The organism is Novosphingobium sp. MBES04, from assembly GCF_000813185.1.
Classification (GTDB): Bacteria; Pseudomonadota; Alphaproteobacteria; order Sphingomonadales; family Sphingomonadaceae; genus Novosphingobium; species Novosphingobium decolorationis.
The window spans coordinates 505,846-518,507 of record NZ_DF850489.1; the positions used below are offsets into that span (position 1 = coordinate 505,846).

Below are 12,662 nucleotides of genomic sequence, written 5' to 3' on the forward strand. Positions count from 1 at the left end.
CAGCAGGATGTCTCCGGGAACAAGCTCCACCTCCCCGGCAAAGTTTACCAGAGCGATGGGGGACGCACAGCCTGGACCATCGCCCATCACCGCGATCATCTTGGCGAGATAGGTGGGGGCCTCGGAGAGGCTTCGAGGAAGGACGGTAAATTCGGCTCGTCGGGTTCGCTAGGCAGAACTTCATGGAGACATGGTCAACGCACATTCACCTTGATGGTTGGCGCCCCCCCCCCCCCCCTTCAGACCGCCTTGCGGTGCCAGGATCACCTGCAAGCCACCAGCGGGTGTCATTCGGCCTCGATCTTTGCGATGGTGCTCGCAAACACCGACTTCAATTGATCAAGGTCCTGCTTGATCGCATGGGTTGCCGGAGGCTCAGGTTGGCGCAAGGCGGTTTCAAGCGAGCCTGCGATCCGGACCATGGCGTTGGCGCCCATGATCTTGCTGGAGCTTTTCAGCGTGTGGGCGGGCAGGATCGCCGATTGCAGGTCTTCCAGCGCAAAGGCTTCCTCGATCTGGCGCAGATAGCCGTAGCCGTCCGCCTTGTAGATCTCGACCAGCTTGGCGTGTGAGCGCATCGTGGCCTTCAACTGGCGGAAAACGTCAAGGTCCAAGATCGCGCACGGGGCGTTGTCTTCCTCGCTTTCCGCTGGTTTCGCGGTAGCCGTCATGGCAGGAGTAGGCGAGGGAGCGGGTTCGCGCTGAGGCTCAGGCTGGGACGCACGCGGCGGCTCAGGTGTTGGCTCCGGCGCGAACGAGGGTGCTGGAAAGGGATCCGGCACCGGATTGGTATCCTGGAAAATTTCCGGCCTTTCATCGTCGTTACGCGCAGGGACGGAGGTCCTGTGGCGGTCAGCATTGCCCTCGTGTGACAAGGTCTGCACAAAGGGCGTTGATGCCGGTTTGCCGACATCGGGGTGTACCACCTTCTGGCGTGTTTCCTGCGCGCAGCCCGGATCGATCGGGGGCTGCGCAAGCGGACTTTGCGACGTCGAGGCCGGAGGTGAAGGTCGGGGCTGTGGCTCGCTCCGTTCGTCAGGCGTGTGCGTGGCGGGCGTGACGAGCGAGAGAAGAACATCGGTCAACTCGGGCAGCTGTACAGGTTTGGACGGGAAGGCTGTCATGCCACACGCGAGACATTCCTCGCGATCCCCCTTCATGGCGTTGGCGGTCAGGGCAACGATCGGGACAGGGGCGATCTCCCCGGCCTGCATCATGCGGCAAAGCTCGCGGGTCGCCTCGTAGCCATCCATGTGGGGCATACGGCAATCCATGAAGATGATGTCGTAGGCCGTGGCATGCGCCGCAGCGAGCGCCTTGCGCCCGTCCGCGGCCACATCGATGGCAAATCCGAAGGGCTGCAGCATTTCGGTGACGACCATCTGGTTGATCGTGTTGTCATCGACGACAAGGCACCTGCGGCCCTCGAACAGACCTGCATCCCGCTCCTCCAGTCCGGGGAGAGGGGGCGGCAGCGGGGGTGCCTGCGTGCGTTCAACTGCGTTGTCGTCAACAAGGCCCGGATTCTTGCCCTGCGCCTGCATCAGGGCCGAGATCTGCTGGATCAGTTCCGAGGCGTTGAAAGGCTTCGTTATGGTCTTGTCGAAATCCCGGTAGAGGCGGTGGCTTTGATGGTCCGCCAACATGATGGACCAGCCTCCTTCGAGCAAGCCACCGGCTGCGCGCAGCGCCTGCCAGCCTTCCCAGGCCGCATGAACATCGCGGGCTTCGTCAATGAGGATGCCCAGGAACGGCCCTGTCCCGTCCTGCGCCAGTGCGCCAAGCGCTTCGGGAAAAGACGTGAATACGCGCACATCGATGCACTCATCGCCAAGCGCGCGGCGTACGATCATCTCGACAAAGGAGGACGGTGAGATCAGAGCCACACCATGGCTGCCCGTTGCCTGCGGCAGGGCGCTCGCCTCATCGAGATGCACCAGGGGCAGTTGGACGGTAAAGGTCGATCCCTGTCCGATGGTGCTGTAGACCGAGATCGAGCCGTCCATGAGTTCGACCAGCTGCTGGACAATCGAGAGGCCAAGGCCCGTCCCGCCGTACTGGCGTGAAGTACCCGCCTCGGCCTGGGAAAAGCGTTCGAACAGGCGCTGTTGCTGTTCGGGCGAGATCCCGATTCCACTGTCGAGAACGCGGATCAGCAGGATGGCATCCGGACCGGATGGATCCTCGACATCGAGTTGGAGCAGGACTTCGCCGTCCTTGGTGAATTTCACCGCATTCGAGACCAGGTTGCCGATCACCTGGCGTAAGCGTGTGGGATCGATCAGCACGAACCTTGGAACATCTCGGGAGATGTCGAGCAGCAAGCTGGAATTGTTCTCTTCGGCGTTGGCGGTGTAGAGGAGCAGGATGTCCTGCACGAGTGTGCGGATGTCCGTCTTGATCGGATCGATGGCCAGCTTGCCCTGATCGATCTTCGAGAGGTCGAGCACATCGTTGAGAATGGCCAGGAGCGCCGAGCCTGACGAGCGGATCTGGCGGACGTAGCGCTGCTGGTCGCTGTCCAGCTGCGTCCGTGCGAGGAGTTCGGTCATGCCCATGACCCCGTTCATGGGGGTTCGGATCTCATGGCTCATGTTGGCGAGGAATTCGCCCTTTGCACTGGAGGAGGAGGCCGCATCGTCCAGCGCGGAAAGCAGGACGGCGCGCGTGCGGCGGCGCCACCGACCGGTCATGACGGCGGCGGCCACGATGACGAGCAGGCAGCCAGCGGCCACCGCGCAGATCAGCGCCACTTCATCGGCAAAGGGGATCTTCAGGGACGTTTCAAGGTCGATGTACAGGTTGTCGGAGACATACTTCTTTCGGGACCAGGCGCGGGTCTGGAAATACGAGGCAATGCCTTCGGCGGGATGCGAGGTCGCACATGGCAGGGCGTAGTTTTCCCCGAAGACGGTGAGGCGCGTGATCGCGGCAAACTGGCCGTGGCCGACCATATCACGGCAAAGCCCTTCCACGTTGAAGGCCACAAAGGATATGCGCTCGTCGGGTTGGGGCAGAGGCTGGACCTGCATGAGCACCAGCGTCTTGGGAGGCACTTTTCCCAGAACGTCGGCCTGGCTGCGTCCATTGAACGCGAAGACGTTGCCGCGCCGATCGTCGATCAGCTCCAGAAGCTGGCTGGAAATCTGGGACGAAAACGCCGTTGTGCGCTGCGTACCGCGCAGCAGATCGACGGTCTTGCCGCTGGCGACTTCGATGTAGCCCAGGCTGTGAACGTAGTTTGAGCCATTGGGGTTGTTGCGCAGCTTTTTGACGAACAGGTCTCCAGCGCCCGAATTGATGAAATTGGTGCTGTCCTTGAGCCAGATGACGGCGCGAAACAGCTCGAACTGGGCGTGCGTCTCGACAGCGTTCGATTCCGCTTCGAACTGGCGGTTGGCAAGGTCGGTGATCGTCCGGACCAGTTGCCAGCCGGCCGCGAACAGGGCGAGGCTGGCGAGGCCGAGCACGATCGGCTGGATGTTGCGCCGCCAGAAGCTGGTTTCGCTCAGGTGCGCAATGTCGCGCTGCATCTCGCTACGGATCACCATATGCTCTCCTGCCTGGTCCTGAGCGTGGCCGTCACCAGATTGCCGTCCTTGTGGAATTGAACTTCATCGAACAGCAGGCTTGCGCGCAGCAGCCCCCGGCCGGTCCGGCTTGTCGCCTGGGCCGGATCGGGGCGCAGGTGTTGGCGCCAGGCGAAACCGGGGCCGGGGTCGCGAATGGCGAAGCGCAAGCCGTGTTCGGTGCGCTTGGCCGCCGCCTCCACGAACCCGCGGTAGGCCGGGTCGCCCTCGCGCTTATCCATTTCCTGTTCGAGCGTCCCGGAGGCGAGAAGCGCGCGTTTGGCTGGTCCTCCCAGCCGGTAGAGGCCATGTTCGATGGCGTTGGCGATCAGGTCCTGCAGGCCCGGCATGATCTTCTGTGCGTGCGGCGAAAGGCTGGCCAGCAAGCTGGCGACTGGGGCGATCTCGGCGCGGGTGCGCAGGTGCAGGTCGATGCGCTGGATGTTGTCGAATCCGGCTTGCTGGGAGCCCAGCATCTGGGCCAGCCGACGCCGCTCCTCGATCTGGCGCCGGACAGCCTTCAGGACCTGCGCCAGGAGAGCCGGATCGACGGGCTTGGCGAGGTACTGCATGACCCCGGCCTCGAGCCCCTCGGCAATGCTTTGCGCATCGCTGGCCCCGGTCAGCATTACCACGGGCAGATGGCGCGTCGGGGGCTCACGCAGGATGCGGCGGGTGAGGCCCAGTCCGTCGAGCATCGGCATGAAGCGATCCGTGATCAGGAGGTCCGCGCGGGTCGGGTCCTCGCGCAACATGGCATAGGCCTCGGCCCCGTTCAGGGCGACTTCCACGAAGTGTCCGGCCTCGTGCAACTGGTCGCTGAGCATCAGGGCGGCCAGACGATCGTCTTCGGCGAGGAGAATGCGCAGCGCATCGGCTTCGCGGGCATCGCCTTTGGTAAAGTTCTGGGGAAGGGCGCTCATGGCTGTCTCACTTCTCCGTCAGCGCGGAATTGAGGCCATGGCGGACCGGCCCCAGGATATAGGCAAGAACCGACTTGCGTCCGGTCACGATCGCTCCTGTCACTTCCATGCCGGGGGTCAGCTGGGCCAGCACTTCGCGGTTGCGGTCGACAGGCGGGATGGTCAGGCGCAAGGTGTAGAAGTTGAGGCCCGAGGGGGCCTGGAACGAAGAGGGGGAAATGCGCTCGACGCGCGCATCGAGCCAATCGTGGCCAGGCAGGTCCAGTCCGATGATGCGCAGCCGCGCATCGAGCCCGGGACGCAGTCCGGCGCGCTCGCTGGCCAGCACGCGGGCCTCGACGATGAGGCGATCGCGGGGCACCAGCGTTGCGACTTCGCCCGCTGGCGCGACCATGTCGCCGTCCTGTATGGCAAGCGTCTTGATGGTTCCGGAAACAGGGCTGCGGACGATCAGGCGGCCCAGACGCTGTTCGGCATGGGCGAGCAGGGCTTGCGCTTCGGCTTGCTGTACCTGCAACTGGTTGCCTTCGCTGTAGAGGTCGAGGGCCTGACGCGCGCGCAGGCCGGTACTGTCCGCCATCCCCTGCTGCGCGCCTTCCCGTGCGGCCACGATCTGCCGTTCGAGCAGGGTGACCCGGCCGCGCGCCTCATTGTAGGCGGCCTCGCGCTGGTTGAGTGCAGAGCGCGAGGTCGCTTCGGCGGCAAACAGCCGCCGCGCACGATCGCGGTCGTCCAGCGCCAGTTCGCGCGTGTTCCGCGCCGTCTCAAGCTGTGCGCGAAGCGTGGCCACCGTCGCGGCCTGCTGGCGCGCGCGCGCCTGCGCGCTTGCGGCCTCCGCCGCCAGGGCCGATTGGCGCAGGCGGCTGCCCTGCGTGTCCGGGCCCGTCTCTCCAAGCGCCGCGAGATCGCGACCTTCGCGGGCAAGCTGTGCCAGGCGCGCGCGGGCGAAGGCCATTTCCGCCTCGGCGAGGGTCGGCTCCATCTCGACCAGCGGCTGGCCTGCGGTGACCGTATCGCCTTCTTCGACCAGGACGCGCGCGACCACGCCGCCATCGGCGTGCGCGATGCGCCGTTCGCGGGCGCTCGGCTGCAGCGTGCCGGAGAGGTTGGCCGCTTCGCTGACCTGGGCGAGCGCGGCCCAGGCGATCACCCCGGCCGCGATCAGACAGCACACCGCAAGCGTCAGATGGAGGACGCGGGCCGAATGGGTGTCGCCGGTCCCGATGGGCATCATGAGTTCGGGCAGGTCGCGCTGCGCATCGATGCGCAGGATCGGCACGGCGCTGCGGAGGGATTGGGCGAGCCGGTTCTGCTGGGGCATCAGGCCACCTCCGCCAGTTCGCCTGGCGTCATGATCAGCGGTGTGCGGGCGTGCCGCAGGGCGATCACCCGATCCGCCAGATCGAGATAGTCCGAGCGGTTGGAGACGAAGAACACCGTCAGGCGCCCCTTGGCCGACCGCAGCACCTTGCGCAGCACCTTGCCAAACGGGCCGTTGATGACCGAGTTGGGGACTTCGTCGATCAGCAGGATGCCTGTGCTGGCCAGCAGCGCCTGCGCGAGCGAGAACTGCCAGATGAAACTCAGCAAGGGATCGCAGTCGTGGTCCCGCGCGTCGAGATCGAGATAGTCGAGCCCGACGCTGTGCAGGACCTTGCGCAGCTGCTCTTCGCTGGCAAGGGGATTGGCCATGGCCAGGTTCTCGCGCAGGCTGCCGGGCAGCAGGGCGGGGGCCTGCGGCACGTAGCCGATTGCGCTGCGCAAGGTTCGTCGCGGCAGTTGTTCGATGTCGACGCCTTCGATGCGGATGGTCCCGAAGGAAGGCGAGGCGAGGCCCTGCACAAGGGCGAGAAGAACGGATTTTCCGGTTCCGGCAGCGCCCGTGATCGCGATGATTTCCCCCGCCCGCGTCTCGATATCGAGTGCGAGCAACAGCGGCCGCCCATCACCCTGGCGCATGGTCACGCTCGCCAGGCTCACTTCTCCGCGCAGCGCGGGAAGACGCCGCCGCTGCGCGTCGAGTTCGATCTCGGACTCGGTCTGCATGAGGGTGTTGATCTGCTCAAGCGCGCGGCGGGCCTGCTCAAAGCGGGGGATCGCCATGCACAGGCCGTGCAGGGGCGCGGCGACCAGAGCGGTCAGGAACACGACGCCCAGCATCTGCGGCGCGCCGAGCCTGTGTTCGCCGGCATCGAGCGCCAGCAGGCCGACAACGGTGATGAAGGTCGCGGCAAACAGGAAGCTGGATACGGCCTCGACCATGGCCATCAGCCGGGCGATGGCAAAGGTGACCGACTGCGCCCGCGCTATGGCGGTCTTGTGCAAGTCCGCCCAGCGATGCTGCAGGCCGCATTCGCGGATCAGCTCGCGCTTGGCAAAGGTCTCGACCATGGTGTGCTGCAAGCGGGTCGCAAGGTCCGAATTCATCGAGGTCAGGACCTTCATCTTGCGTTCGGCCACGAAGAAGAGGGCAAGATAGCAAAGGCCAAAGAGGCCGATGGCGAGCCCCACCGGCGCGATCATCCAGGCGATGAGCGCTCCTGCGGCAAGCGCAGCGGGAAGATCGAGCAGGGCCAGGGCGAGCGGACTGGCCAGAAAATCGCTGACGTTCTCGAACGAGCGAATGCGTGCGGACTGCCCCTTTGCGTCGAGCTCGCGGCTCTGTGCGATAGGCAGCTGCATGATCTTTTCGAACGTCGCGCGCCCGACCAGATAGTTGAGCCGCGCGGCGAGCCAGGCCAGCGCGTGGGCGCGCAGCGCCATCGCGCACTGGATCGCCAATACGACAAGGACCAGCGCCAGCGCCAGCCAGGGCACCGTGGCCGTATCTCCCTGTGCAAATATCGCGCGGTAGAACGCGGCGATCACGAAAGGCTGCGCCAGCGAGAGCAGCGTCACGAACAGCGTGCACAGCGCGATCACCCAGCCAAGCGGGCTGAACGTGGAGATCAGCGCATGCAGCCAGCTTTGCCGCCGATGCTTGCGGCTTTCCTCGCTCAGGGGATTGACGTGGGCCTCGCGCGAGAGGCAGTGGAATGTACCCCGTCCCAGGGCATCGCGCGCGACCGTCCGGCCCTCGTGGTCGAGTACGCAGGTTGCCTCATCCTGCGCCAGGACCAGCAGGGCGCGTTCGCCGTCCTCGTCAAGAAACAGGGCGGGCAGGTGCCACAGGCGTATCCGCGCCGCAGGAAGCGACAGCTCCCGGGCTACGAAACCCAGCGTGCGCAAGGTCGCGAGGAGGCGCTCTCCCGTGTTCGCATAGGCATGGATGGGAAGGCTTCCCAGGACGTCCTTGACCATGACCGATGGCAGCAGGCGCATGCACAGTTGGGACAGCATTCCGTAGAATACCGGGTCGCTGGCGACCTGTGGCTGGCGGGCGAGGATTTCGCGCAGTCCCTGGGCCGCAAAGGTGTTGGGGCGATCTTCCCGCTGCATCAGAGTGTCATCGCGCGGTAGGGGATGCTCTGCTGTGCCAGGTTCCGTTCCTTGCACAGACCGTGGCGTTCGAGGCTGTAGCCTGTATCTGCAAGAGAGGTGAGGTTGGCGTCTTCGCTGGCCAGGACGATTGTGGCGTGCCCATGCACCTTGCCGAAAAAACGGACGAGCGCGGCGTAGGCTTCGCGATCAAGCCCTTGTTCGGCGTGATCGAACAGGATGATCGCAGGCTTGTGAACCAGCGCGCGCAGAATTGCGATCTGCCGTTCCAGTCCGGGCGGAACGGTGGTGCGCGCGTCGCTGCCCACGCGGGTCTGCAATCCGCCAGGCAGCTCGTTGAGCCGGCGGACCATGCCCAGCAATTCGGCCATGGCAAACGCCTCGTCGATCGAGACCTCGCCAAAGCGCGTGATGTTGTCCTGTATGGTCCCGTCGAACAACGTGCTGTTGGCCGCGACATACCCCAGGATGCGGTTGCGCTGTGCCGTCGAATAGAGTGCGATGGCATGACCGTTGACGGTCACGGGCGCTCCATCCTGCGGGTGGAATCTCTCTCCATGGCTGTCTTCAAGGCCCGCCATGGCGCGCATCAACTGGCGGCTGAGATTGGGGAAGGGGCTGGAGATCGCCAGGAAATCGCCCTTGTGCAGGGTGAGCGAGACCGGCCGGGCGTCCTGACTGAACAGGGGGAGGCCATGTACTTCCAGAGAGTGCAGCCCTTCGAACCTTGGCGGGGGGGCACCTTCGGATAGGGCAAGCGTGGCTTCGTCGAGCCGCTTGATCTTGGTGAAAGCGGCCTGGCGATCACGTCCCTGGACGTAGGTGAACACGGCGCGCTGGATGGGATCGGTCAGGCGGGCAGCCAGCAGCACGATCGAGATGACCAGAGAGATATCCATGTGGCCGCCCCGCGCGGCGATTGCGCAGGTCATCAGCAGCAGGAGATTGAGCATCATGCCCGCAATGACGGTGGAATGGGTCAGATGGGTCGAGGCCATGGTGAGACGCAGGTTGTCGCGCATCGCCGCGCCATGGGCCTGTTCGTAGACGCGCGTCATATGTTGCTCCACGGCCAGGGCCTTGACCAGGTGCATGCGCTCCAGGATGGAAAAGAGACGCACGAAGCGTTGCTCGACAGCGTGCCGGCTCGCCTCTGCGGTCTGCGAAAAGCGCCGCGTCGAATGGTAGGTCTGCACGCAGAGCGCGCCCATGAAGACAAGCACGGCCAGCGAGGCGAGGGGCGAGAGCAGGAACAGGATCGCGACAATGACCGGCACGAAGCTGATTTCCGCCCAGATCAGATCGACTTCGCGGCTGGCGATGCCCTTCACCTGGTGCAGGGCCTGGGCATAATCCACGCTGGTCGCCGCGGCGGAGGCAAAGGACAGGCGCTGTGCTCGTGCCGTGCGATCGAGGAGCCAGTGCAGGCGATGGATCATGAACGCACGATCGGCACGCCCCAGAATGATCGCGCGGCAATACTTGATCGCGGATTCCAGCAGCGCCGTGCCCATGACCATCAACACCAGCACGAAGATCGAACTCGTATGCGGATTGCGCCCGCCAAGCGAAAGCACCTGACGGGCGACAAGGGGCATCGTCAGGGCCAGCGTGTTGCTCAGCAGGATGCTGACGAACAGCAGTGCCCACGAAGTCCGGCGGGTCATGGTCAGGCGCTTCATACGGGCGGGCGTACGCTGCCATGATGAAAAAGCGCGGAGCGAGAGCACCCGTAGTTATGCGTGCTCTGGTCCGATCCGGTGCGGCGCTGGCCCTGCGACATCGGTCGCCGCCTGCGTTGCTTGGCAGTCCGACTAGGGTGAAGCGCATAGCGCCTTGCAATGAAAATCTTTGCCTCAGTTCCTTAACCGAGATGCCGGGGGCCTTGAGCGTGGCGCATTGCACACCGCCAGGGCCCGCGCAGGGACATGCTCCGCTTTTCAGGCGGATGAACGAGGCGAGGTCCGTTTCGTGCGTCAATTCCTTTCCGCAGCTAACCTTGGTTCGCTGATGCTGGCCGCAGTGCCTCTGTGGCTAGCGCCTGGCACAGCGCATGGCGCGTCTGCGGCGTCCTGTTCCGTGGGCGGCGCAGCCCCGTGCGCAGAGCGGCTGGTGCTCTGGCGCGAATTCGCGGGGGCCCAGGCAAGCCGACTGATCGAGCGCGGCCTGGAGGCGAATACCGACATCCTTGTCGCGGTCGCCCGGCTTGATGCCGCGCGCGCGCAGGTCCGCATCGCCGGGGGGCGCCTGTCCCCAACGCTCGGTCTTAACGGAGCCGGATCCGGCACGCTCGCGGCCTCGGGGGCGAACCCTCTCCAGACGGTCCAGTCGGCAAGCGGTCAGGTTGCACTGGCTTATGAAGTCGATCTGTTCGGCGCGATCCGCAAGGGACAGCGCGCCGCGCGCGAAGAGATGCGCTCGGCGCAGTTTACGGCCGATGCCGTCGCGCTCGCGGTGTGCGCCCAGATCCTCGAGACTTATGTCCGGATCAGCGCGCTCGAAGCGCAGGCGGACATGCTGTCCGAACAGGTGGACGCAGTGCTTGCGCTCAAGACCGTGATCGATCGGCGCTCCGCCGAACACGAATCGAGTGCTGTCGAACGCGGTCTGATCGCCCAGCAGCTATCCAGTCTCTACGCCGAGCAGGCGAACCTTGCAGAGCTGCGCGCGCAATACGCCACGAACCTGGCGGTCCTGCTTGGCCAGGATATGGGCGAGGGAGAGGCTCTGGAAAGGAACGAGGTCGTAGCATTCGACACGATTTCCCTGCGCGCCATCGCGTCCGAGCAGCCTCTTGCCCGCCTTGATGAGCGCCCCGACATTCTTGCCGCACAGGCCGCGCTGCGCGCCGCGCAGATCAACGCCGAGGCCGTGAAAGCCGCGCAGAAGCCGGGCCTTCGGATCACTGCGTCCGGGCTACTGGGAGTTGTCAGCGGAGGGATCGCGGCTCTTGCCAATCTCACGACCAGCCTGGCGGCAAATCTGTTCGAGGGCGGGGCTATTACCGGACGCAATGAGCAGGCCGAGGCCAATGCCCGCCTCGCGCTGGCTCGATACGATCAGACCCGCATCACGGCTGCGGGGGAAGCGATCAGCGCTCTTGCCGGGCTCGCGGCAGCCCGTTCGCGCGAAACGGCCTGGCAGGATGCACTGTCGCCTATCAGTCGTGCCGCACAGAATGCCAACTACGCGTACCTCGATGGAGATCTGCCATTCAACCTGGTGATCGACACGCGGCGCAACGCGATCATCACGCGCAGGGCCCTGATCGAGGCACGGGAAAGTCGGCTTCTGGCACAGATCGACGTCATGCGTGCGATGGGCGCCCAGCCCGCCTGGGCGGGCCCCCCGCCAGTGTGGTGAATCAATGTTGAAGTGGCGTCCTCGCGAACATGTCTGGGCGCGCCAGTCGAATGCCTTAATCGCGCTCAGGCATTGAAGATGCTCTCCGGTCGCTAGGGAACCGTCGAGGCCCAGAGTTCAACGAGATGCCTGATACGACTGCCTTGCCAGATGCCAAACTTTACGAGACTTTCGATCAGCTTAGCCTGATATCGAGCGCCAACGGACTGATGTCCGGCGAGGCCAGCCAGCTCCTGCTCGATACCAATTCGGTGGCGCAAGGCGGAAATCTCAATCCATTTGGCGTCGGGCCCTCGCTTTCCGGCACCTCGTCGTCCACGAACGTTGCCAATGTGGCGGGCGAAAGTCTGCGGATCGGAGATCCGTTGGCGCCGTCGCTCGCCGGGGGGCAAGACGCCCTGGTTCAGCAGGCATCTCAGGTGCAGGCGCCCGTCCGGAACGACATCGGTGGTCTTGCGTCCAATTCTGCGAACGGTGCGGTGCTGGCGCCCACTGTGACGACGTCGACCAGCCGGGACAGTTCGCCCAGTTTTGCCGGGCTTGATGGCGGAAACGCGGACATCGACCCATCTGTGCCCACTCAGCAGAACGCTGCCAGTGATCCTTCCACGGATGCAGAAGCCGCGTCCGAAACCGTGAGCACTCCCCCCGCTAGCGCCCCTGACATAAGTCTGCCGGTCGCTCCAGAGGGTGAAGCCGGCTCCAGTTCCGACGCCGGCGCGACAGTCACGGCCCCTCCTGCGAGTGCGCCGGGGCCTGAAGGCGCCGTCGTACCACCTTCGACAGACACGCTGGCTCCGACTGATCCCGTGGCCCAGAGCCCGCTCGTGGAGCCATCCAATGACCTGTCGACGAGCGAACAACCTGACGAGGATGACGTGGCGCCTCGGGAAACCGCTCCCGTAACAGAGGTTCCGACCGCACCCCCAATAGCGGCAGAGGACGTGACGGACGCTCCGCTCCCGGAATCCGTCCCGGTTCCCACCGCGCAGCCGCCCGTATTCGAGACCGAAACCGAGCTGGCGCTCGAAGCCGACGCGGTGCTCGATCCCGTCACGGACGTGGCCGCCGATCTGGATGCAGGTGTGGAGCTGGGCGGGACGGATGGGCCCGCCGTCGAGGTGGAGTTGGCGCTCGAAGCCGAGGCGGTGCTCGAACCTGTTTCCGAGGTAGCGGTTGATCTGGACGCGGGTGTCGCCCTGGACGGGACGGATGGGCCCGCTGTCGAGGTGGAGCTCGCGCTCGAAGCCGATGCGGGCCTCGATCCCGTTACGGACGTAGCTGCCGATCTGGACGCAGCCGTCGACCTGAGCGGGACGGATGGTCCTGCTGTCGAGGCGGAGCTGGCGCTCGAAGCCGAGGCGGTGCT

6 protein-coding genes and 1 pseudogene are annotated in these 12,662 nt (G+C 65.0%); 2 read left to right on the forward strand and 5 right to left on the reverse strand.

The window, feature by feature from the left end; genetic code table 11:
• Positions 1-287: 287 nt before the first annotated feature.
• Genes MBENS4_RS16000 through MBENS4_RS16020 form a run of 5 tightly spaced genes read right to left on the reverse strand, consistent with a single transcriptional unit; the run spans position 288 to position 9,597 of the window.
• The gene (locus MBENS4_RS16000) at positions 288-3,551 is read right to left on the reverse strand and encodes an ATP-binding protein (protein WP_039392807.1); all 3,264 of its coding nucleotides are present in this window, start codon (positions 3,549-3,551) and stop codon (positions 288-290) included.
• Complete coding sequence (locus MBENS4_RS16005) at positions 3,545-4,492, reverse strand: ATP-binding response regulator (RefSeq protein ID WP_052322455.1); 948 nt, start codon at positions 4,490-4,492, stop codon at positions 3,545-3,547. The genes MBENS4_RS16000 and MBENS4_RS16005 overlap by 7 nt, the downstream gene beginning before the upstream one ends.
• A gap of 7 nt (positions 4,493-4,499) precedes the next feature.
• Positions 4,500-5,813, reverse strand: a complete 1,314-nt coding sequence (locus tag MBENS4_RS16010) for an HlyD family efflux transporter periplasmic adaptor subunit (protein WP_039392808.1) — start codon at positions 5,811-5,813, stop codon at positions 4,500-4,502.
• A complete protein-coding gene (locus MBENS4_RS16015; protein WP_039392809.1) occupies positions 5,813-7,930 on the reverse strand; it encodes an ATP-binding cassette domain-containing protein in 2,118 nt (705 codons plus the stop codon). Before MBENS4_RS16015 ends, MBENS4_RS16010 begins: the two co-directional genes overlap by 1 nt.
• Complete coding sequence (locus tag MBENS4_RS16020) at positions 7,930-9,597, reverse strand: ABC transporter ATP-binding protein (RefSeq protein ID WP_159108080.1); 1,668 nt, start codon at positions 9,595-9,597, stop codon at positions 7,930-7,932. Before MBENS4_RS16020 ends, MBENS4_RS16015 begins: the two co-directional genes overlap by 1 nt.
• Before the next feature lie 412 nt (positions 9,598-10,009).
• Here MBENS4_RS16020 and MBENS4_RS16025 point away from each other — a divergent pair, with 412 nt between their 5' ends.
• Both MBENS4_RS16025 and MBENS4_RS25875 read left to right on the forward strand, forming a co-directional pair.
• Positions 10,010-11,293 carry a TolC family protein gene (locus MBENS4_RS16025; protein WP_206778145.1) on the forward strand — a complete coding sequence of 428 codons (1,284 nt, stop codon included), beginning with the start codon at positions 10,010-10,012 and terminating at the stop codon, positions 11,291-11,293.
• A 125-nt stretch (positions 11,294-11,418) separates the two neighbouring features.
• A pseudogene (locus MBENS4_RS25875) lies at positions 11,419-12,662 on the forward strand (hypothetical protein); the annotation flags it as partial.

Excerpts from the sequence above, each read along its gene's own strand:
- MBENS4_RS16000 (WP_039392807.1), bottom strand. The coding sequence starts at position 3,551 with ATGGTGATCCGTAGCGAGATGCAGCGCGACATTGCGCACCTGAGCGAA.
- MBENS4_RS16005 (WP_052322455.1), bottom strand. The coding sequence starts at position 4,492 with ATGAGCGCCCTTCCCCAGAACTTTACCAAAGGCGATGCCCGCGAAGCC.
- MBENS4_RS16010 (WP_039392808.1), bottom strand. The coding sequence starts at position 5,813 with ATGCCCCAGCAGAACCGGCTCGCCCAATCCCTCCGCAGCGCCGTGCCG.
- MBENS4_RS16015 (WP_039392809.1), bottom strand. The coding sequence starts at position 7,930 with ATGCAGCGGGAAGATCGCCCCAACACCTTTGCGGCCCAGGGACTGCGC.
- MBENS4_RS16020 (WP_159108080.1), bottom strand. The coding sequence starts at position 9,597 with ATGACCCGCCGGACTTCGTGGGCACTGCTGTTCGTCAGCATCCTGCTG.